Source organism: Vibrio atypicus (assembly GCF_009811315.1).
Lineage (GTDB): Bacteria > Pseudomonadota > Gammaproteobacteria > Enterobacterales > Vibrionaceae > Vibrio > Vibrio atypicus.
The window spans coordinates 23291-44541 of the sequence record NZ_BLID01000007.1 but is presented as its reverse complement, the minus strand read 5'-3'; the positions used below and the strand labels follow the sequence as shown (position 1 = coordinate 44541).

Below are 21251 nucleotides of genomic sequence, written 5' to 3'. Positions count from 1 at the left end.
AGGAGTGGTTGTGGATTCTGAACTCAATTATCGTGCACATAAAGTGATTGCTGACTGCATCCAGCAGGCTCAGTTCACTTTCAAACGCACATTTCCTCAGCCAAAACTTAACTACAAACTACGTGGCAAAGCAGCGGGTAAAGCCTACTTGCAGCTAAACGAGATTCGGTTAAACCCTGTATTGTTCGAAGAAAACCAACAAGCTTTCATCTCAGAAGTGATTCCTCACGAAGTTGCTCATCTCATTACCTATCAAGTCTATGGCCGAGTCAGACCTCATGGTAAAGAGTGGAAAGGAGTGATGGAGTCTGTATTCAAGATTCCTGCACGAACCACTCATAGCTTCGAAATCGCCTCAGTCCAAGGCAAAACCTTCGAATATATCTGCGGCTGCACGACTTACCCTTTAACGATCCGACGCCACAACAAAGTGATGCGCAATCAAGCCAGTTACCGCTGTCAGCAGTGCCAACAAACATTGAGCTTTAGTGGTAAGCAACTTTCATAATTCAGCCTTTTCTCAATAATTTCGTCCATCCATGCGTGTTAGACTGTATTTACTCATACTTTTCTAACACTCTGATTATGAAAAAACTGATATTACTCACGCTGTTCGCTGGTTTGTTCTCCGCCCTGTCTACCGCTGCGCCCCCCTCTTCGTTCTCTAAAGCGAAAAAAGAAGCAGTTAAAATTTATGCCGACCATCCAACCAGTTTCTATTGCGGCTGTGATATTCAGTGGCAAGGAAAGAAAGGCATTCCCGATTTAAATTCTTGTGGCTACAAAGTCCGCAAGCAAGAAAAACGAGCCTCTCGAATAGAATGGGAGCATGTTGTCCCAGCATGGCAATTTGGCCACCAGCGCCAGTGTTGGCAGACTGGCGGACGAAAAAACTGCACTAAGAATGATAAAGTCTTTAAATCAATGGAAGCGGATCTACATAATCTGACTCCAGCCATTGGTGAAGTGAACGGCGATCGCTCTAACTACAACTTTAGTCAGTGGAACGGGGTTGATGGTGTCAGCTACGGCCGTTGTGAAATGCAAGTTAACTTTAAGCAGCGCAAAGTTATGCCACCCGACCGCGCTAAGGGCTCGATTGCTCGTACTTACCTTTACATGAGTAAAGAGTACGGATTTAAGTTATCTAAGCCGCAGACTCAGCTAATGAATGCTTGGAATAAACAGTTCCCCGTCGATGCATGGGAATGTGAACGAGAAAAGCGCATTTTCAAAATCCAAGGCAACCATAACCCCTTTGTTTATTCTGCTTGCCAATCGCTATAAAGCGTAACTGATTCACTAAAATCGAGTTTCCAGTTATTGATTGGAAACTCGCTGTCCCCCTTGTTTTTTCGACTAAAAGCATCCATGTTAGAGGTTATCTCTAAATCTCTTGCTGGAAATCGAAACACAATGCGAATCCCACGAATCTATCACCCAGAAACCATCACTCAACTTGGCACTATGCTACTTAGTGACGATGCGGCAGGCCATATCGGTCGTGTATTGCGCATGAAAGAAGGGCAAGAAGTCCTACTGTTTGATGGTAGTGGCGCAGAGTTCCCTGCTACGATTTCTAGCGTTAGCAAAAAATCCGTCGAAGTCACACTCACTGAACGCGTTGAACGCAGCTCTGAGTCACCACTAGACCTTCACCTCGGTCAGGTGATCTCTCGCGGCGATAAAATGGAATTCACCATCCAAAAATCGGTAGAGCTTGGCGTGAATACCATCACTCCTCTTATCTCAGAACGCTGCGGCGTAAAGCTTGATCAAAAGCGTTTTGAAAAGAAGCTTGCTCAATGGCAGAAAATCGCAATCAGTGCTTGTGAGCAGAGTGGCCGAAATACAGTGCCTGAGATTCGCCCTGTGATGCAATTAGAAGAGTGGTGTGCGGAAGAACACGACGGCTTAAAGCTTAACCTGCACCCGAGAGCAAAATACTCCATCAATACGTTACCTACGCCAGTCGAAAAAGTACGCCTATTGATTGGCCCAGAAGGTGGGTTGTCCGCAGAAGAGATCGACATGACCCAAGAGTACAAATTTGAAGAGACGCTACTTGGTCCGCGAGTGTTGCGCACCGAGACAGCGGCTCTTACCGCAATTACAGCCCTTCAAGTTCGCTTTGGCGATCTTGGCTAAACGGAGAAAATAAATGATCAAATTAGGCATTGTAATGGACCCAATTTCGTCCATTAACATCAAAAAAGACTCTAGCTTTGCCATGATGCTTGAAGCGCAGCGCCGCGGCTACGAGATCCACTACATGGAAATGAACGATCTTCACCTTGATCAAGGCGTTGCAGTTGCCGATACAAAAATTGTCGAACTCAAAGAAGATCCAACAGGCTGGTACGAGTTTAAATCAGAGCAAACTATTGAGCTTTCTGAACTTGATGCAGTTTTAATGCGTAAAGATCCTCCATTTGATACTGAGTTCATCTACGCGACTTACATTCTTGAACGTGCAGAAGAAAAAGGCACTCTGATCGTTAACAAGCCGCAAAGCCTACGCGATTGTAACGAAAAGCTGTTTACGGCCTGGTTCCCAGAGTTGACTCCAACCACCATCGTGACACGTAAAGCTGAAAAAATTAAAGCATTCCGCGAACAACATGGTGATGTGATCCTTAAGCCTCTTGATGGTATGGGCGGTGCTTCAATCTTCCGAGTGAAAGAAGGCGATCCTAACGTATCAGTGATCATTGAGACCCTAACTAACCATGGTCAAAACTACGCGATGGCGCAGACTTTTGTGCCAGACATCAGCAATGGTGACAAACGTATTTTAGTGGTTGATGGCGAACCAATGCCTTACTGTCTTGCGCGAATTCCAGCCAAAGGTGAAACACGTGGTAACCTTGCAGCAGGTGGTACAGGTGAAGCTCGCCCACTTAGCGAAACAGATAAACAGATCGCTGAGGCTGTAGCGCCTACACTTAAAGAAAAAGGTTTGGTTTTCGTTGGTCTAGATGTGATTGGCGACAAGCTGACTGAGATTAACGTAACAAGCCCAACTTGTATTCGTGAAATTGAAGCAGCATTTGATATCTCAATCACTGGCAAACTTATGGATGCGATTGAACGCCGCATCAACAAATAATAAAAATGGGGCAAGGCAACTTGCCCCTAGATAAGTTGGAGTGTCTATGAATTTAACCAATCACTTTCTCGTAGCTATGCCAGGGATGAAAGATCCCTATTTTCAGCGCAGCGTTATCTATGTGTGTGAGCACAACGACGAAGGCGCAATGGGTTTAATGATTAATGCTCCAATCGACGTCACTGTGGGCAAAATGCTTAAACAGGTCGACGTGGAATCGGATCACCCGCAATTGCTCTCTGATAGCTTAGAAAAGCCTGTCCTTAAAGGCGGACCTGTATCAAGCGATCGAGGCTTCATCTTGCATAATCCCAAAGACCAATACGAATCGAGCATTCAAATGACCGATGCCATTTCGGTCACGACTTCTCGTGATATCTTGGGCGTATTGGGAACAGAAGCAGAGCCGAACAAGTATTTGGTCGCTTTAGGCTACGCTGGTTGGGAACCTGGCCAACTTGAAATTGAGCTTTCTGAAAATTCATGGCTGACGATTGAAGCAGACCCAGATGTGATTTTTAATACACCAATAGCAGAGCGATGGAAAAAAGCCGTTCAAATGCTCGGTATTAATGTCGCTCAGCTCTCCAGTGAGGTCGGCCACGCCTAATCATGGCGAAAGCAAAACATCGACGAACATAAACAAGGTAAACATGTCTAGAACCATTATGTCTTTTGATTTTGGTACCAAAAGTATTGGTAGTGCAATTGGTCAAGAAATCACAGGAACGGCTTCGCCACTCAAAGCGTTTAAAGCTAACGATGGAATTCCAAATTGGGATGATATCGAGAAACAAATTAAAGAGTGGCAACCCGACTTGATTGTTGTGGGGTTGCCAACGGATCTTCATGGCCGCGATTTAGAAACTATTACGCCGAGAGCAAAGAAATTTGCTAATCGTCTACATGGTCGATTTGGTGTTGCGGTCGAACTGCATGATGAGCGTTTATCAACCACAGAGGCTCGCGCTGACCTATTTGCAATGGGTGGCTATAAAGCACTGAGCAAAGGTAATGTTGACTGCCAATCAGCAGTAGTGATCCTTGAAAGTTGGTTTGAAGCTCAATACGGGTAAGCGCACTCGCCTACCCCATATCAATCTTCACATTGCTCAACGCCCCTCCGCCAAAACCTTCTCCACGCTTAGTTTTTAACATTAAACGGAGATCATTGGCGGAGTCTGCACTATGCAACGCATCTTCTTCATTGATCTTACCATCCGCCACCAATTGGTAGAGTGCTTGGTCAAATGTCTGCATCCCCACTTCTTTCGATTTTGCCATCGTCGACTTGAGTTCATGCAGATCACCGCGACGAATTAGATCCGAAATTCTTGGACTATTGAGCAAGATTTCGAATACACCATGACGTCCCTGCCCATTTTTATCTCGAATCAACTGCTGAGCTACAACGCCACGTAAATTCATCGAGAGATCAAATAAGAACTGCTCTTTTTGCTCTTTTGGTACCAAGTGCAGTATCCGTTCTAATGCTTGGTTGGCGTTATTGGCGTGCAAGGTCGCCATGCACAAGTGACCAGTCTCAGCAAAGGTCATGGCGTATTCCATGGTTTCTCTAGAACGAATTTCCCCAATCAAAATCATATCAGGTGCTTGGCGCAAAGAGTTCTTAAGAGCAATTTCATAACTCTCCGTATCTAACCCAACTTCTCGCTGGGTCACGATACAACGCTTGTGTTCATGCACAAACTCTATCGGGTCTTCGACCGTCAAAATATGTCCGGTACGGTGACTATTCCGATAGCCCGTCATCGCCGCCATTGTGGTCGACTTGCCCGAACCTGTCGCCCCCACCACCAGCACTAAACCTCGTTTCGCGATAGAAAGGTCTTGTAAGACTTCTGGCAAGCGGAGTTCGTCAAAGGTAGGAATCGTCGTTTCGATACGTCGAATCACCGCACCCGGCATCTCTCGCTGAAAAAACGCAGACACACGATAACGGCCAAAATCACGCACAATCGCAAAGTTAGATTCTTTACTCGTCGAGAACTCTTGCTGACGATCGGGTTCCATCATGCTATTGAGCAAGTTTTCTACGTCAGTTTGAGTCAACTTCTCGCCATGAGCCCTCAACTCGCCATCAACACGATAAAGCACAGGTGCACCTACGGTGATATAGAGGTCAGAAGACTTCTGGTTATTCATTCCTTGAAGGTAAACATCGATATCCATAAAACGTCCTATCAGAACATACTGCTCGATTCAGATTCTACTTTAGCTGCAACTTCTCCCGGATCAACATCCCCTTGAGCCACGAGTTGTTTGGCATTTTGCTCCATGGTTTGCATTCCGTGAGCCGCACCGGTTTGAATCACAGAGTACATTTGCGCAACCTTGTCTTCCCGGATTAAGTTGCGGATAGCAGGAGTCGCCATCATTATTTCATGACACGCTTTACGCCCACCGCCAACCCGCTTTAATAGCTTCTGGGCAATCACGGCACGCAAAGACTCTGAAAGCATCGAACGCACCATGCTTTTGTCACTGCCAGGGAAGACATCAATAATACGGTCAATGGTTTTTGCCGCTGAACTGGTGTGTAAGGTACCGAACACTAAATGGCCTGTTTCTGCAGCGGTCAGCGCTAAACTGATCGTCTCTTGATCGCGCAACTCACCAACCAAAATGACATCAGGATCTTCACGAAGCGCACTGCGAAGCGCATTTTTAAAACTGTGTGTGTCTCGGTGCACTTCACGCTGGTTGATCAAGCACTTATTGTTGGTGTGAACAAATTCGATGGGATCTTCAATGGTCAAAATGTGCTTGTTTTGATGACGATTAATATGATCAACCATCGCCGCCAATGTGGTCGATTTACCCGAACCTGTTGGCCCAGTCACTAGCACTAGACCTTTCTCCATATTGGCGATTTTTTCAAAGATCGCCGGAGATTCTAATTGTTCTAAGGTCGGGATCTCGGTTGGAATCGTTCTGAATACTGCTGCACAGCCACGGCTCTGGTTAAAGGCATTAACACGAAAGCGCCCGACATTTGGCAGTTCAAATGAAAAATCGACTTCTAGACGTTCTTCAAACTCGCTTCTCTGAGAGTCGTTCATGATCTCAAAAACCAAACGATGCACATCAGAATGGTCAAAAGCAGGTACACCAAGCTTTCTTACTTCACCATCTATACGTACCATGGGTGAAACACCCGCAGAAAGATGTAGATCTGATGCGTTATGCTTTACACTAAAATCCAGTAATTCAGCGATATCCATTTATTTTCCTTAAGTAAAATCTGCCATGACCAGTATTCAACAAAATATTGAACAGATCACCTCACAGATAGAGGCCTCACAACAGAAGTGTGGACGACCTCGAGAGTCAGTGCAACTTCTCGCAGTGAGTAAAACCAAACCTGTCGACGCAATTCTAGAAGCTGCGCAAGCTGGGCAACGAGCTTTTGGCGAAAACTACGTCCAAGAAGGGGCGAGCAAAGTAGCACACTTTTCAGAACAGCATCCAGAACTTCAAATTGAATGGCACTTTATCGGTCCAATTCAATCAAATAAATCTCGCCTCGTCGCAGAGAACTTTGCTTGGGTGCATACCGTTGACCGAGCTAAAATTGCCCAACGTCTTAACGACCAGCGCCCTGCAGGTAGCGAACCGATACAAGTACTTATGCAGGTTAATACCAGTGGAGAAACCTCTAAATCTGGTCTCGATGAAAATGAAATCTTTGCACTCGCAGAGTTGATTTCTTCTCTTCCGAACCTCACCTTAAGAGGATTGATGTCAATTCCAGCGAATGTCTCGGATTACTCATCACAATTAGCGGCTTTCACACAACTAGCGAATCTAAAAGAGAAGCTGGTTCAGAAATACCCAGAACAATCTATCGATACGCTATCGATGGGGATGAGTGGTGACATGGAAGCCGCAATTGAAGCAGGCAGTACCATGGTGCGTATTGGTACCGCAATTTTTGGCGCTCGTGATTACAGCAATAAAGCCTAATAGCTCAAAGGAATACTACCCAATGGAACACAAAAAGATCGCCTTCATTGGCGCAGGTAACATGGTCAAGGCTATCGTTTCTGGCCTAGTCTCGAATGGTTATCCAGCTGAGTTAATTACTGCGACTGCGCCTTCGGAGACACGTCGCCTGCCGCTAGAAACAGAGTATGGTATTCATACTACAAGCGACAACCTCGCCGCTGCACAGCAAGCGGATGTGGTAGTACTTTCTGTGAAGCCACAAATGATGGCGGACGTTTGTGCACCGTTGCAAGACATTAGCTGGTCTGGAAAGCTTGTCATTTCTATTGCCGCTGGCATTCAGAGTGCTCGCTTTGATGAGATGCTAGGTTGCAAACTCAATTTAGTTCGTGTGATGCCAAATACGCCATCTCAGCTTGGTTTAGGCATGAGTGGTCTCTTTGCGCCTTCTCACGTATCAGAACAAGATAGAGCTTTTGCCGCAGAACTTATGGCGTCTTGCGGCAAGGTCTGCTGGGTTGAGCAAGAATCTGGCATCAATAACATCATTGCCGCAGCAGGCAGTGCTCCAGCTTACTTCTTCTTGTTTATGGAAGCGATGCAAGCAGAAGCTATCGCGCAAGGCTTTGATCAACAAACGGCTCGCTTGTTGGTACAACAGTCAGCTTTAGGCGCAGCAAGCATGGTGGTTGGCAACCCAGATACTGAGCTCTCTACCTTACGAGAAAACGTTACCTCCAAGGGTGGTACAACCGCTGAAGCACTACGAACATTCAATGAACATCAACTTTCCGATATAGTAGCGAAAGCAATGCAAGCTGCTGTTGCTCGCGCAGAAGAGATGGAAACACTGTTTTAACCATTTGAGCAATGCGCTCACTTATTAAGGGTAACCTATGAATTCAATGAGTTTTCTGATTTCCACCCTATTTGATTTATACATCATGGTGGTGATCTTACGCATTTGGCTGCAAGCAGCTCGTGCTGACTTCTATAACCCGTTTTCGCAATTTATTGTTAAAGCGACTCAACCGGTAGTAGCGCCGCTACGCCGTGTAATTCCATCAATAGGCAGCATGGATCTCGCAACCGTACTGTTCGCTTATGTACTGTGTGTCCTAAAATTTGTCGCGCTAATTTTGGTTGCTTCGGGCGGGTCAGTCTCTTTCAGCGCTGACTTCCTATTCCTTGGCTTTTTATCTTTGCTAAAAGCGGCTGGCGGTTTGCTATTTTGGGTTCTGCTTATTCGTGCAATTCTAAGCTGGGTAAGCCAAGGTCGCAGCCCAATTGAGTACGTATTCCATCAGTTAACAGAGCCAATGCTTGCACCAATTCGTCGCATCATTCCAGCGATGGGTGGCTTTGATTTAAGCGTACTGGTTCTGTTTATTGCTCTGCAATTTGCCAACTTCTTAATGGCCGATTTGATTGGTCCTATTTGGTATCAACTATAATGTCTGCAGCAGCTTGGTTTGATGGCGAAGATTTAATTCTTCGCCTTTATATTCAACCCAAAGCGAGTCGAGACAAATTAGTCGGCTTACATGGTGAAGAGCTCAAAGTCGCCATTACAGCACCACCAGTTGATGGCAAAGCCAACGCCCACTTAAGCAAATATCTTGCTAAGCAATTTAAAGTCGCAAAGGGATTAATCAACATAGAAAAAGGCGAACTGGGCAGACATAAACAGCTCAGAATAATCGCACCTAACTTAATCCCAGAAGAAATTAAAGCCATCCTATGATGGCTTTTTGTTTTCCAATATGACCAAGGAAGCATTATGAAAGCATGGATCCCTCTACTTTGTAGCGCTCTGCTTGCCACTCCATCGTGGGCAGGGCAATTTAAAAATATCAAAGACGTTGAAGTTCACTACTCAGCCTTCAATTCAACCTTCATCACCGCTCAAGCCGCTCGAACTTATAAGTTAAAGCGCAATGGCTACAGCGCAATTTTGAACATCAGCGTGCTCGATAACTCTCAAGTAGGTAAACCGGCCATTACGGCGAAGATTACCGGCCACAGTAAAAACCTACTAGGTCAGATGCGTGAGTTAGACTTTAAAGAAGTGAAAGAAGGCAGCGCTATTTACTATTTAGCTGAATTCCCTATCAGCAATGAAGAGAATCTAAACTTTGATCTTGAAGTTAATGCTGGCCTCAAAGGCACTGGACCTTTAAAGTTCACCCAAAAATTTTATGTGGAAGAGTAACCAAGATTACTTTCCAACCTTAACGTAAATAAGAGTAAGCAATGAAAGCACAAAAAATCGTCTTAGCGACAGGAAACCAAGGCAAAGTTCGTGAAATGGCAGACCTGCTGTCTGACTTCGGTTTTGATGTCGTTGCACAAAGTGAGTTCAATGTATCCGAGGTTGCTGAAACAGGCACAACCTTCATCGAAAATGCCATCATCAAAGCACGACATGCAGCCAAAGAGACAGGCCTATGCGCTATTGCCGATGATTCAGGCCTAGAAGTCGACTTCTTAAAAGGTGCACCAGGTATATATTCTGCTCGCTACGCTGGTGAAGGCGCGACAGACCAACAGAACCTAGAAAAGCTATTGAAAGCAATGGAGGGCGTGCCTGAGAGCGAACGTACGGCACGTTTTCACTGTGTGCTGGTTTTTATGCGCCATGAAAACGACCCAACCCCGATTGTTTGCCATGGCAAATGGGAGGGTCGCATTTTGACTCAAGCTGAAGGTGATAACGGCTTTGGTTATGATCCTGTGTTTTTTGTTCCTGAAGATAACTGTGCGTCTGCTCAGCTTGAACCAACTCGTAAGAAGCAGCTCTCCCACCGAGGTAAAGCGCTTAAGCAGCTATTTGCCACGCTTTCAGAACACTCTTTATAATCTGCCTCTGTTAAGCGAACTGCAATGAATCAACTCGTTCCACCAGCACTTAGCCTTTATGTACACATCCCATGGTGTGTACAAAAGTGCCCTTATTGCGATTTTAACTCGCACGCTTTGAAAGCAGAAATTCCAGAGCAAGAGTACATCGCGGCTCTACTGGAAGATCTTGATAGCGATATCGAGCGCTATCAGCTCAATAAAATACCTCGACCACTTCACTCCATCTTTATTGGTGGTGGTACTCCAAGTTTAATCTCAGCCCAAGGTATTGCCGACCTACTAGCAGGGATCAAGCAGCGAATCCCCTTTAAAGAAAGCATTGAGATCACAATGGAAGCGAATCCAGGCACAATCGAGACCGAGCGTTTTGCTGGCTATCGCAAAGCTGGCGTTACCCGTATCTCTATTGGTGTACAGAGCTTTGAGCCAGAAAAGCTAGAAAAGCTAGGCCGTATCCATGGCAAAAATGAGGCAGTTAATGCTGCTAATTTGGCTCATCAAATTGGCCTAACAAGCTTCAACTTAGATCTTATGCACGGCCTACCGAATCAGTCGGTGGATCAAGCACTCAAAGATCTAGAAAAAGCGATCGAGTTGGATCCGCCACATCTCTCTTGGTATCAGCTCACCATTGAGCCAAACACCATGTTCTACTACAAGCAGCCAACACTGCCAGATGACGATGACCTATGGGATATCTTTGAGTTAGGCCATCAAAAACTCGCCGCTGCAGGTTACGTTCAGTATGAAATTTCAGGCTACAGCAAGCCGGGTTATCAATGTCAGCATAACCTCAACTATTGGCGCTTTGGTGACTACTTAGGCATTGGCTGTGGCTCTCATGGAAAATTAAGCTTTGCTGATGGGCGTATCATTCGCACAACCAAAGTAAAACACCCACGAGGCTACCTTGCCGCTTACCAAAACATGGTTAAGCCTTACTTAAACAGTGAAGTGGATGTCGCTGCTGAAGATCGCCCATTTGAATTCTTTATGAATCGCTTTCGCTTGATGGAAGCGTGCCCAAAACAAGACTTTTTGGAAACGACAGGGCTTGGCTTTGAAGCGATTCAAGAGACGATAGATTGGGCAAAAGAGATGGGCTACATCGATGAAAACGAGACCCACTGGCAGATCACAGAGAAAGGAAAATTGTTCCTCAATGACCTGTTAGAAGCCTTTATGGCAGAAGAGTAAAGAACCAAATACTAAAAAGGGTTGATGTAAAAGCATCAACCCTTTTGTAAATACCTAGAAAATCGAACGTCCAATACGCTCAGACAGCAACTCTAACGCCTTGGTGCCGGCTAACGAGTTGCCTGATGGATCCAGTTCTGGCGACCAAACCGCAATCGTCATTTCTCCAGGAACTACAGCGATAATACCACCACCAACACCAGACTTACCGGGCATACCAACTCGATATGCGAATTCACCGGCACCATCATACAATCCACACGTCGCGAGCAGAGCATTGAGCTGCTTGGTCTGCATTGGGGTAATGATCTGCTTTCCTGTTTGAACCGATGTGCCTTTATTAGCTAAATAGCTGAATGTTTTAGCAAGATCGACACAACTCATTTTGAGTGCGCAAGCGTGGAAATAGTTATTAAGCACAGGGATAACGTCATTATCGAAATTACCAAATGCACGCATTAGGTAAGCAATCGCTGCGTTGCGGTCGCTGTGCATCATTTCTGAGGCGGCAACCACTTTGTCATAGCATATGTGAGTATCACCTGACAGTTGGCGTACAAACTCCAACAAGCGCTGACGAGGCGCAGAAAGACGGCTATTAAGCAAATCTGTTACCACAATTGCCCCTGCATTAATAAACGGATTGCGCGGAATTCCCTGCTCCATTTCAAGCTGAATTAAAGAGTTGAACGCCTGTCCTGATGGCTCTTTACCAACACGACTCCAGATTTCTTCTGGTTTATACAGGCACATCGCCAAGGTGAGGCTTAACGCTTTAGAAATGGATTGGATTGAGAAAGACTCTTCTGCATCGCCCGCACTTACCACTTGACCATCATTGGTAAATACCGCAATACCCAATTTAGTCGCCGGCACTTTTGCTAATGCTGGAATATAATCTGCGACTTTACCTTGACCAATTAATGGGCGTACTTCCTGAAGAATTTCAGCGAGGATTTCTTGTGTTGGTTTCATCAGCAACCTTAAAAATCAAATAGTTATTATTATTTTCTTGTAGGGTCAAAAAAGCCAACATCAAGTGTTGGCTTTCATAGTCGTTATCAAACCGCTAGATGACAAGGATGCAAACCGCTCCTCTCAATCTAAGCCGTTTTATTTTACGCGTTTGTATTTAATATCCCAAACGCCGTGACCTAAACGGTGACCACGTGCTTCAAATTTTGTCAACGGACGCTCATCTGGACGAGGGATGTAATCACCATCTTCGGCAATATTTTCGAAACCAGGCGCTTCGTTCATCACTTCAATCATGTGCTCTGCGTAGTTTTCCCAGTCAGTCGCCATGTGGAAGATACCTTCACCGTCAATTAGCTTCTGGCGCACCATTTCAGCGAAATCTAACTGAACGATACGACGCTTGTGGTGGCGCTTCTTATGCCATGGGTCTGGGAAGAACAATTGCAGCGTTGCTAGGCTGCTATCAGGGATCATGTGCTCGAACACTTCTACCGCATCGTGACACATAACACGTAGGTTAGTGATACCAGCTTCACGCGCGTCAGATAAACATGCACCAACACCTGGGCTATGAACTTCAATACCGATGAAGTTCTTCTCTGGAGCATTTTTTGCCATCTCGACTAAAGATGCACCCATACCAAAACCAATTTCTAGAACAACTGGATTGTCATTACCAAATACTTCTGTCCAATTAAGAAGCGCATTTTGGTAATCAATACCCATTGTTGGCCAACACTCATTCATCGCGTTTTCTTGGCCTTTGGTTAGACGACCTTCGCGTCGAACAAAGCTGCGAATTTTGCGGATCAGCTTACCGTCTTCGTTGTACTCGTTAGTGGTCACTTCACTCATGATTTTGCCTGTCTAAAAATTGGTCTCGACTCAAAGGGATTGTGATTATCCAAAGAATTGCCACTGGTGCAAGTCTTTTAGAACAAATCCACCAGATTATAACCTTACTCTTTATCGGTTGTACTTTAGCCACTTTATGTGGTGCAATTTTAGCAAATCAATAAAAATAGTATCGAGCAAGTCGTGACTCCTTTTGCTAAATCCATTCTAGAATGGTACGACGCCTACGGCCGGAAGAACCTGCCTTGGCAACATAACAAGAGCGCATATAGCGTTTGGTTATCTGAAATCATGTTGCAGCAAACTCAAGTTGCCACTGTCATTCCCTATTACCAACGTTTTTTAGAACGCTTTCCAACAGTTGTCGATCTCGCAAACGCAGAGCAAGATGAAGTCCTCCATTTATGGACGGGGCTTGGTTACTACGCAAGAGCGCGTAACCTGCACAAAGCCGCAAAGATCGTAGCAGATCAATACAATGGCGAATTCCCTCTTGATATAGAGCAGATGAATGCTCTTCCTGGTATCGGTCGCTCTACTGCCGCCGCTGTCCTTTCATCTGTTTATAAACAGCCTCATGCAATTCTGGATGGTAATGTAAAACGCACTCTGGCACGCAGTTTTGCTGTCGATGGTTGGCCCGGGCAAAAGAAAGTTGAGAATCAGCTATGGCAATTTGCAGAACAGCACACCCCGGCACACGACGTCGATAAGTACAATCAAGCTATGATGGACATGGGCGCCATGGTTTGCACTCGCAGCAAACCAAAATGCACACTTTGCCCAGTTGAATCGTTCTGTGAAGCCAACAAACAAGGTAACCCACTTGACTATCCAGGCAAAAAGCCGAAAAAAGAGAAGCCCGTGAAAGAGACGTGGTTCATTATGCTCTACCACGACAATCACGTCTGGTTGGAACAACGACCACAGTCAGGAATCTGGGGTGGCTTATTCTGCTTCCCAGAAAACCCTGATGCAGATCTCGCTCACCAAATAACCCAGCGTGGGGTAATAGACTCAGAGATCAGCCGGCAGACACAACTCATCGCATTTAGACATACTTTCAGCCATTACCACCTCGATATCACACCAATTCTGGTAGAAGTATCAAAGCAACCTCATGTGGTCATGGAAGGAAGCAAAGGTCTTTGGTATAACTTATCGCAACCTGAAGAAATAGGTTTGGCTGCACCAGTGAAACAACTGTTAGAAAGCCTGCCTTACGAACTTCAATGAACATTTTTAAGGAATCGTTATGAGCCGCACTGTATTTTGCACTCGACTACAAAAAGACGCTGAAGGCTTAGATTTTCAGCTATACCCTGGAGAATTGGGCAAACGTATTTTTGATAACATCTCAAAAGAAGCGTGGGCTGAGTGGCAACATAAACAAACAATGTTGATCAACGAGAAGAAGCTCAACATGATGGATCCTGAGCATCGTAAATTGCTTGAAACTGAAATGGTGAATTTCCTATTTGAAGGAAAAGACGTCCACATTGAAGGCTACACGCCACCAAGTGAGTAATCACTTACCGTTTTAAGATTAGCGACATTAAGACATCACTGCTTGCATTGGTGTCTTTTTTTAGGAGAGTTATGAAGAAGTTAGCGTACTTTTTATGTGCTTTAGCACTGACTGGCTGCAGCCGAGAATTTGTTGAAAGCATTTATGATGTCAACTATGAACCGACCAATCGATTTGCTAGTAATCTCGCAGGCCTGCCTGGTCAATTTGAAAAAGATACCGCTGCACTTGATACTCTCATTAACAGTTTCTCAGGCAATATCGAAAAACGCTGGGGCCGCAACGAAATCAAATTTGCTGGCAAAAGTAACTATGTAAAATACATTGATAACTATCTCAGCCGTTCTGAAGTCAACTTCGACAAAGGCTTGATCACCGTTGAAACCGTTTCACCTACTGACCCGAAAGGCCACCTAAAAAACGCCATTATTACAACCCTACTGACGCCCGATGATCCGGCTAATGTCGATCTTTTTTCATCTAAAGAGATCACGCTAGAAGGCCAACCTTTCCTTTACCGACAAGTGGTTGATCAAGAAAAACAACCAATTCAGTGGTCTTGGCGAGCAAATCGCTTTGCTGATTATTTGATTGCCAACAAACTAAAAGTAAAAGATGTCGATTTTAAGAAAGCTTATTACGTCGAAATTCCGATGGTGGAAGAGCAATTTCAAATCCGCAGTTACAAATATGCTGATATTGTTCAACGTGCTTCTCGCAAGTATGACATCCCAGAAGATCTCATTTACGCCATCATAAAAACTGAAAGCAGCTTCAACCCATATGCGGTTAGCTGGGCCAATGCATACGGTTTGATGCAAGTCGTTCCTAAAACAGCAGGGAAAGATGTATTCAATTTAGTTAAAAAGAAATCAGGACAACCTACGCCTGAGTACTTATTCAATCCAGAAAACAATATTGATACTGGCACCGCCTACTTCTACATCCTCAAAAATCGTTATTTGAAAGATGTCAGCCATCCGACCTCACTCGAATACAGCATGATCTCTGCGTATAATGGCGGAACCGGTGGAGTTTTGAACACTTTCAATCGAAATGATAGAAAAAGAGCCATGCGAGATTTGAATTCTCTGCAACCGAACCAAGTTTATTGGGCGCTGACAAAGAAACATCCCAATGCAGAAGCACGCAGATACTTAGAAAAAGTTACAAACTACAAAAAAGATTTTAACTCAGGGAAAACTTAATCGCTCAAAACGCCTAAATTGTCAGCAGTTAACCACTTTTTTGATTTTTTTTAAAAAAACAAGTTGACGGCAAGACCGAAAATCCGTTTAATAGCGCTCCGTTAGCCCGGATAGCTCAGTCGGTAGAGCAGAGGATTGAAAATCCTCGTGTCGGTGGTTCGATTCCGCCTCCGGGCACCACAATTTGATATTGTTGGTGCTGATAACAATTAGCACGAGCAACGCAAAATAAAGTGTCGCCGACTTAGCTCAGTAGGTAGAGCAACTGACTTGTAATCAGTAGGTCACCAGTTCGATTCCGGTAGTCGGCACCATTTTTTTGCCTCGATAGCTCAGTCGGTAGAGCAGAGGATTGAAAATCCTCGTGTCGGTGGTTCGATTCCGCCTCGAGGCACCATTATTTGGTGCATTGTTTAGATACGATACACAACAAATAATTCCTCCTTAGCTCAGTTGGTAGAGCGACGGACTGTTAATCCGCAGGTCGCTGGTTCGAGCCCAGCAGGAGGAGCCACATTAGAAGCCAAGTCGAAAGACTTGGCTTTTTTTGTTTCATAGCTCAGTTCTTCCTTCCCCTTTAGCCATTACTCCAACGAATTACTTTAGTTATTTTTTCCCAATCACTGTACTCCACTACTTGCCTTTTCTTTCTTAAAACTTTTTTCACCCCTAAAATTTAATCCAAATCATAGTTTCAACCCATACGACTACTGAGTTCTTACATTCTGAAATATGATTAAGAAAATATTACAGGTATCGATTCAGCTGCCGAAAACATAAGAACAACCCTTTTGTGAGCGAATTTTATGAAACTAAAGACACAAGCTTATTTGTTGTCAGGAATTATCTTAATTGCCTTGCTGGCTTTAACTGCGACAGGTTTATGGACGCTACGTGTAGCAAGTAATTTGGATAACAAAGCACGAGTGACAGAGCTTTTTAAGAGTGCTTACAGCATTCTTACTGAAGTCGAACAAATGTCTATTGAAGGGACACTTGAAGAAGATGAAGCTAAGGCGCTTGCAACTCGCCTACTGCGTAACAACATCTACAAAGACAATGAGTATGTTTATGTCGCCGATGAAAACATGACTTTCATTGCGACACCGCTTGATCCTCAACTACACGGCACCAGCTTCCATGATTTTAAAGATGGCAGCGGCAATAGTGTCGGTCAATTGATCTTAGACGTACTAGGTCGTAAAACTGGCCAAATCGTCGAATATACTTGGACCCAAAAACTGCCAGATGGCAGCATTGAAGAAAAACTTTCTATCGCCGAAAGAACACCACACTGGGGTTGGGTTGTCGGTACCGGAATTGGCTTCAATGAAGTAAATGCTCGCTTCTGGTCGACCGCACAATGGCAGTTACTTCTCTGTTTAGCTATCGCAGGCGTTATTCTCGCCTCTCTTATTGTCTCGATACGTCGCATGCTTGCACTGCTAGGTGGTGAACCACAAGACGTTCGTAAAGCAGTTCAAGATGTTGCAAAAGGCCATATCCAAACGACCTTCAACGAAAAGGCGCCTGAAGGCAGTATTTATGAAGCCGTTCAGAAGATGAGCCTATCTTTAGCACAATTGGTTGAGAACTTAGGTGGCTCTATGCATGCCCTACGCGGCGAATTAGCCAACGTAGAAGATCGCGCAGCCAGTATTGCTCAGCTAACAGACTCTCAGCAGCAATCAACTGAAATGATCGCCACTGCAATGACAGAAATGGCATCGTCAGCCAACAACGTTGCAGATTCTGCGAGTGATACTGCGCGTAATACCGATGAAGCAGATAAACAGTCTCAACATACTCAACAGCTGATCCATAACACGGTAGACAATATTCAAGGTCTTGCTGGCCAACTTGGGGCTGCAAGCAAAGCCGTTGCTGACTTAGACAATGACGTAAACAACATTGTTAAAGTCCTTGATGTTATCGGTGATATCGCAGAACAAACGAACTTACTTGCATTAAACGCAGCGATTGAAGCCGCTCGTGCTGGTGAACAAGGTCGTGGTTTTGCGGTTGTAGCAGATGAAGTTCGCAACCTTGCGGGCCGAACTCAAGATAGCACCAAAGAAATTCAGCTAATGATCAATAACCTGCAAGAAGGCTCGCGTAACGCTATTCAAACAATGGAAGTGTGTGCTGAAACCAGTGAAAGCACTGTAGAAGAGTCGCAAAATGCTTCTGAAGCGCTACAGCAGATCGTTGTCGCACTGGAATCTATCTCACAAATGAGTCATCAAATCGCCACTGCTGCGGCAGAACAGACTCAAGTAAGTGATGATATCTCCAAACGTATCAACATGATTGAAGAAAGCGGTACCCAATTAAGTGGTGTAGTTACAGAGAGTCATAACAGTACCCAAAGCCTAGCTCAAGTAGCTAATGAACTTGAAAATTGGCTAAGCAAGTTTACTGTTAAGCACTGATTCAGTCGCTAAACGAACAAAAGCACGCTTTAAAGCGTGCTTTTTTCGTCTCTAACCCCGACAAACAAGACCCTTCCAACATATAACCTACGTTGGTCTCTATACATTTCTTGCTCAAAATGAACAAAAACAGCCCATTAAGTATAGAAAAACAACAAACGATATTTTTTTTGCATTTTAATGTTGACCTGAAACCGGAAAAGCCTTTTAATACACCTCGTCGCCCGGATAGCTCAGTCGGTAGAGCAGAGGATTGAAAATCCTCGTGTCGGTGGTTCGATTCCGCCTCCGGGCACCACAATTTATTTGTTGGTGTCTGATTAAGACAACAACATGAAAAGAAATATAGTGCGCCGACTTAGCTCAGTAGGTAGAGCAACTGACTTGTAATCAGTAGGTCACCAGTTCGATTCCGGTAGTCGGCACCATTTCTTTTCCCAATGGACAATTCCTCCTTAGCTCAGTTGGTAGAGCGACGGACTGTTAATCCGCAGGTCGCTGGTTCGAGCCCAGCAGGAGGAGCCAATTTAGTGTGCCGACTTAGCTCAGTAGGTAGAGCAACTGACTTGTAATCAGTAGGTCACCAGTTCGATTCCGGTAGTCGGCACCATTCTTTTCTTTATGAAAAGAGCTTAAAAGAATAATTCCTCCTTAGCTCAGTTGGTAGAGCGACGGACTGTTAATCCGCAGGTCGCTGGTTCGAGCCCAGCAGGAGGAGCCACTTTTAGAAACCAAGTCGAAAGGCTTGGTTTTTTTTCGTCTCTACAATCTTCAACTCCGTTTACCTCAATCATCCCTCCCCTCTTTAACCTAACCACAGAGCACATTGGCACAAGCCCAAATTTACGCCTATAGTTATTCCACAAAATGCATAAGGAAATACTATGGCGAAGAAGCAACTGTTTATCATTGCCGCGGAAGTATCAGCCGAACTTAATCATGGTGTCATGATCGCTAAACAACTTCAGCTTGTTGCAAGTAACGCCCGAGCTCTTGCCTTAAGAGCAGGTGAAAGTGCAGCTGGGTTCCATCCAATTACCGATTCTATAGATGAACTCGTCAGACTAACGCTCACCACCTCAAGTGAAATTAACCGTAAAGCTCAAAACCTTAGCCAAGTAGCCACAGCAAGCGCACGTTCACTTGCAGTTTTACAGCATTTCGAAGCCGTATATCGCCGCGCTAAAAGTGCTCCCTACTTACATAGTCTCGATATCACTAGGGCCCAGTGTAAAGCTGAATTTGATGCACTCTGCCATACTTTCGATAAAGACTCCAAGGACCTTCATAGCTCTCTACAGAGCCTGTATGCAGAACTAAGAGTAGCCTTGATTATTTCGACCATGCTCAGTGTTGAAGCCTCCCAAGTCGCTGAACAGTTTAAGGATCAACTAAATGCTATTGCCGATAACGTGCAAACTTTTGCCGAGGCGATACGTGAACATGTTTTACAGTCACTAAAGCTATTCTCGTTATTTGATAAGGAAGATTATGCAATCAAGAGTTCTGTTTAAAGAGGGCACGCATAGATGGGTAATGTTTGCTAGAGATCCGCTCAAACCAGAAAAAATTATAGATACTAATCAATATATGATCGTTAATGAGGATCAGGCTGTATTGCTAGACCCTGGAGGCATTGAGCTTTTTTCATCAATGCTAAGTAGCGTTGTGAAAGAAGTACCCATAGATCAAATAAAGTATCTATTTGCCTCTCATCAAGATCCTGACATCATCTCCTCGCTAGGCTTATGGGACAAAGCTCTCCCCAGTGCTACGCTCTACTCTCCATGGCTATGGGAAGGGTTTATTCGCCACTTTGGCATGGAATCAATTAACTTCTCCCCTATTAAAGATGAAGGAGGAAGCCTCTCTCTAGGCGGACTCGATATTCAGTTTATTCCAGCCCATTACATGCATTCATCTGGTAATTTTTCTGTCTATGACCCTAAAGCAAAGATATTGATGTCTGGGGATATCGGAGCCGCGCTGGATAAACCGGAAGCCCCTTTCTTTGTTGAGGATTTCGAGCAGCATGTAGCCAAAATGGAGTACTTTCATCGACGTTGGATGCCATCAAACAAAGCAAAACATGCCTGGGTAGAACGAGTAAGCAAGCTGGAGATTGAAATGCTGTGTCCGCAACATGGCGCGATTTTTACTGGGGATAATATTCCTCGCTTTCTAGATTGGCTAGACACACTCGATGTAGGTATTGCTGTTAGATAAGGAAAAACAAAAACGCGCCCATTAATTCAATAATGGACGCGTTTACTATTTGAATAAACCAGTTGCGGTTAGGCTTTTACGCCCTCTTGCTGATTTAGCATGGCAACTTCTTTATCTAAGGCCTCTAGCTTCGCTTTCATCTGCTCTCGACATGTTGTCGCTAGTTCACGCACGTTTTCTTTACCAAAGCCCTCACAGCTCACTGGAGGCAACATTTCAACAATCACGTGACCGTTGTTCCAACGATTGAGTTTAATACCTGAAGTCGAGCTACATACGATAGGTACGATCGGCAATTGAGCGCCTACCGCAGCATGGAAAGCACCAGTCTTAAATGGCAGCAAACCGCGGCCACGAGAGCGTGTACCTTCAGGGAACATCCAAACAGACACATCACTTTGCTTCATTTGATCAACCACCTGATCAATGGTGCCTTTTGCTTTAGAACGGTTAGCACGGTCAATCAAGATGTTACCTGTAAGCCAGTATAACTGACCAAATAGCGGCATCCACGCTAAGCTTTTCTTACCAACTGTCACCACCTTTGGGGTGACTGCCGATGAAACCGTAAATAAATCCCAGTTATTTTGGTGGTTAGCAATATAGATGTGCTGACCTCGCTTATACGCATCTTCAGGCAAACGTAATTCAAGCTTGATCCCAAAAATACGCGACATCTTGCCGAACAAGCGGCCAAAGGCAAAAACATGTTTTGGGTTACGTGGGCTCAGTAAACAGTAGCCGCAACCAAAGATAAACATCACAATTGCAAATATCGCAACAGCCAATACACGTAGTAGTGCAATCATTGTTGTTCTCCAAGAACACAGTGAGTCAAAGAAATTGAACAAGACTCTAACTGATCTATCGTTCATAAAAAAGCCGAA

Annotated in this window: 24 protein-coding genes and 9 tRNA genes; 28 read left to right on the top strand and 5 right to left on the bottom strand. The window is 44.7% G+C overall.

Annotation, left to right across the window (positions count from 1 at the left end; translation table 11 throughout):
• Positions 1-10: 10 nt before the first annotated feature.
• The 6 genes from GVO60_RS15120 to ruvX all read left to right on the top strand — a co-directional run bounded on the left by GVO60_RS15120 (position 11) and on the right by ruvX (position 4185).
• Positions 11-508 carry a SprT family zinc-dependent metalloprotease gene (locus GVO60_RS15120; RefSeq protein ID WP_159655489.1) on the top strand — a complete coding sequence of 166 codons (498 nt, stop codon included), beginning with the start codon at positions 11-13 and terminating at the stop codon, positions 506-508.
• A gap of 77 nt (positions 509-585) precedes the next feature.
• A complete protein-coding gene (gene endA, locus GVO60_RS15115) occupies positions 586-1287 on the top strand; it encodes a deoxyribonuclease I (protein WP_159655487.1) in 702 nt (233 codons plus the stop codon).
• Positions 1288-1416: 129 nt separating this feature from the next.
• Complete coding sequence (rsmE, locus tag GVO60_RS15110; protein WP_159655485.1) at positions 1417-2148, top strand: 16S rRNA (uracil(1498)-N(3))-methyltransferase; 732 nt, start codon at positions 1417-1419, stop codon at positions 2146-2148.
• A gap of 13 nt (positions 2149-2161) precedes the next feature.
• A complete protein-coding gene (gene gshB / locus GVO60_RS15105) occupies positions 2162-3109 on the top strand; it encodes a glutathione synthase (protein ID WP_159655483.1) in 948 nt (315 codons plus the stop codon).
• A gap of 46 nt (positions 3110-3155) precedes the next feature.
• The gene (locus GVO60_RS15100; RefSeq protein WP_159655481.1) at positions 3156-3719 is read left to right on the top strand and encodes a YqgE/AlgH family protein; all 564 of its coding nucleotides are present in this window, start codon (positions 3156-3158) and stop codon (positions 3717-3719) included.
• A 43-nt stretch (positions 3720-3762) separates the two neighbouring features.
• Positions 3763-4185 carry a Holliday junction resolvase RuvX gene (gene ruvX, locus GVO60_RS15095; RefSeq protein ID WP_159655479.1) on the top strand — a complete coding sequence of 141 codons (423 nt, stop codon included), beginning with the start codon at positions 3763-3765 and terminating at the stop codon, positions 4183-4185.
• Between the two features lie 10 nt (positions 4186-4195).
• Here ruvX and GVO60_RS15090 read toward each other — a convergent pair whose 3' ends face one another.
• Entirely contained in the window at positions 4196-5302 is a 1107-nt protein-coding gene (locus GVO60_RS15090) for a PilT/PilU family type 4a pilus ATPase (RefSeq protein WP_159655477.1), read from the bottom strand.
• 11 nt (positions 5303-5313) lie between these two features.
• Entirely contained in the window at positions 5314-6354 is a 1041-nt protein-coding gene (locus tag GVO60_RS15085; protein WP_159655475.1) for a type IV pilus twitching motility protein PilT, read from the bottom strand.
• 25 nt (positions 6355-6379) lie between these two features.
• Between GVO60_RS15085 and GVO60_RS15080 the strand changes: the two genes are divergently transcribed.
• The 7 genes from GVO60_RS15080 to hemW are packed head-to-tail and all read left to right on the top strand — an operon-like array spanning position 6380 to position 11137.
• Positions 6380-7096, top strand: a complete 717-nt coding sequence (locus tag GVO60_RS15080) for a YggS family pyridoxal phosphate-dependent enzyme (RefSeq protein WP_159655473.1) — start codon at positions 6380-6382, stop codon at positions 7094-7096.
• A 22-nt stretch (positions 7097-7118) separates the two neighbouring features.
• Positions 7119-7937: a pyrroline-5-carboxylate reductase gene (proC, locus tag GVO60_RS15075; protein ID WP_159655471.1), complete on the top strand. Its 819-nt coding sequence runs from the start codon at positions 7119-7121 to the stop codon at positions 7935-7937.
• Positions 7938-7974: 37 nt separating this feature from the next.
• Positions 7975-8532: a YggT family protein gene (locus GVO60_RS15070; RefSeq protein WP_159655469.1), complete on the top strand. Its 558-nt coding sequence runs from the start codon at positions 7975-7977 to the stop codon at positions 8530-8532.
• The gene (gene yggU, locus GVO60_RS15065; RefSeq protein ID WP_159655467.1) at positions 8532-8822 is read left to right on the top strand and encodes a DUF167 family protein YggU; all 291 of its coding nucleotides are present in this window, start codon (positions 8532-8534) and stop codon (positions 8820-8822) included. Before GVO60_RS15070 ends, yggU begins: the two co-directional genes overlap by 1 nt.
• A gap of 36 nt (positions 8823-8858) precedes the next feature.
• Positions 8859-9290 carry a DUF4426 domain-containing protein gene (locus tag GVO60_RS15060; protein WP_159655465.1) on the top strand — a complete coding sequence of 144 codons (432 nt, stop codon included), beginning with the start codon at positions 8859-8861 and terminating at the stop codon, positions 9288-9290.
• A gap of 41 nt (positions 9291-9331) precedes the next feature.
• Positions 9332-9937 (top strand): XTP/dITP diphosphatase, encoded by a 606-nt coding sequence (locus GVO60_RS15055; RefSeq protein ID WP_159655463.1) that lies wholly within the window; start codon positions 9332-9334, stop codon positions 9935-9937.
• 24 nt (positions 9938-9961) lie between these two features.
• Entirely contained in the window at positions 9962-11137 is a 1176-nt protein-coding gene (gene hemW, locus GVO60_RS15050) for a radical SAM family heme chaperone HemW (RefSeq protein ID WP_159655461.1), read from the top strand.
• Positions 11138-11191: 54 nt separating this feature from the next.
• Here hemW and glsB read toward each other — a convergent pair whose 3' ends face one another.
• Complete coding sequence (glsB, locus tag GVO60_RS15045; RefSeq protein ID WP_159655459.1) at positions 11192-12112, bottom strand: glutaminase B; 921 nt, start codon at positions 12110-12112, stop codon at positions 11192-11194.
• A gap of 138 nt (positions 12113-12250) precedes the next feature.
• Positions 12251-12970 (bottom strand): tRNA (guanosine(46)-N7)-methyltransferase TrmB, encoded by a 720-nt coding sequence (gene trmB, locus GVO60_RS15040; protein WP_159655457.1) that lies wholly within the window; start codon positions 12968-12970, stop codon positions 12251-12253.
• Between the two features lie 183 nt (positions 12971-13153).
• On the opposite strand from trmB, the gene mutY reads away from it, so the two are divergent.
• The 15 genes from mutY (at position 13154) to GVO60_RS14965 (ending at position 20364) form a co-directional block, all read left to right on the top strand.
• Positions 13154-14206, top strand: a complete 1053-nt coding sequence (gene mutY, locus GVO60_RS15035) for an A/G-specific adenine glycosylase (protein ID WP_159655455.1) — start codon at positions 13154-13156, stop codon at positions 14204-14206.
• 19 nt (positions 14207-14225) lie between these two features.
• Positions 14226-14498, top strand: a complete 273-nt coding sequence (locus GVO60_RS15030; protein WP_159655453.1) for an oxidative damage protection protein — start codon at positions 14226-14228, stop codon at positions 14496-14498.
• Between the two features lie 71 nt (positions 14499-14569).
• Entirely contained in the window at positions 14570-15706 is a 1137-nt protein-coding gene (mltC, locus tag GVO60_RS15025; RefSeq protein ID WP_159655451.1) for a membrane-bound lytic murein transglycosylase MltC, read from the top strand.
• Positions 15707-15810: 104 nt separating this feature from the next.
• Positions 15811-15886: transfer RNA gene (locus tag GVO60_RS15020), tRNA-Phe, on the top strand.
• A 58-nt stretch (positions 15887-15944) separates the two neighbouring features.
• Positions 15945-16020: transfer RNA gene (locus GVO60_RS15015), tRNA-Thr, on the top strand.
• A gap of 7 nt (positions 16021-16027) precedes the next feature.
• A tRNA-Phe gene (locus tag GVO60_RS15010) sits at positions 16028-16103 on the top strand.
• Positions 16104-16144: 41 nt separating this feature from the next.
• A tRNA-Asn gene (locus GVO60_RS15005) sits at positions 16145-16220 on the top strand.
• A gap of 292 nt (positions 16221-16512) precedes the next feature.
• Positions 16513-18138, top strand: coding sequence for a methyl-accepting chemotaxis protein (locus GVO60_RS15000; RefSeq protein WP_159655449.1), 1626 nt, complete (start codon positions 16513-16515; stop codon positions 18136-18138).
• Between the two features lie 222 nt (positions 18139-18360).
• Positions 18361-18436 (top strand) — tRNA-Phe (locus tag GVO60_RS14995).
• Between the two features lie 54 nt (positions 18437-18490).
• A tRNA-Thr gene (locus tag GVO60_RS14990) sits at positions 18491-18566 on the top strand.
• 21 nt (positions 18567-18587) lie between these two features.
• Positions 18588-18663, top strand: a tRNA-Asn gene (locus GVO60_RS14985).
• A 9-nt stretch (positions 18664-18672) separates the two neighbouring features.
• Positions 18673-18748, top strand: a tRNA-Thr gene (locus GVO60_RS14980).
• Between the two features lie 35 nt (positions 18749-18783).
• Positions 18784-18859 (top strand) — tRNA-Asn (locus GVO60_RS14975).
• 163 nt (positions 18860-19022) lie between these two features.
• A complete protein-coding gene (locus GVO60_RS14970; RefSeq protein ID WP_159655447.1) occupies positions 19023-19652 on the top strand; it encodes a chemotaxis protein in 630 nt (209 codons plus the stop codon).
• Positions 19630-20364, top strand: coding sequence for an oxygen-binding di-iron domain-containing protein (locus GVO60_RS14965; protein WP_159655445.1), 735 nt, complete (start codon positions 19630-19632; stop codon positions 20362-20364). The genes GVO60_RS14970 and GVO60_RS14965 overlap by 23 nt, the downstream gene beginning before the upstream one ends.
• Before the next feature lie 68 nt (positions 20365-20432).
• Here GVO60_RS14965 and GVO60_RS14960 read toward each other — a convergent pair whose 3' ends face one another.
• Entirely contained in the window at positions 20433-21173 is a 741-nt protein-coding gene (locus GVO60_RS14960; RefSeq protein WP_159655443.1) for a 1-acylglycerol-3-phosphate O-acyltransferase, read from the bottom strand.
• Between the last annotated feature and the right edge of the window lie 78 nt (positions 21174-21251).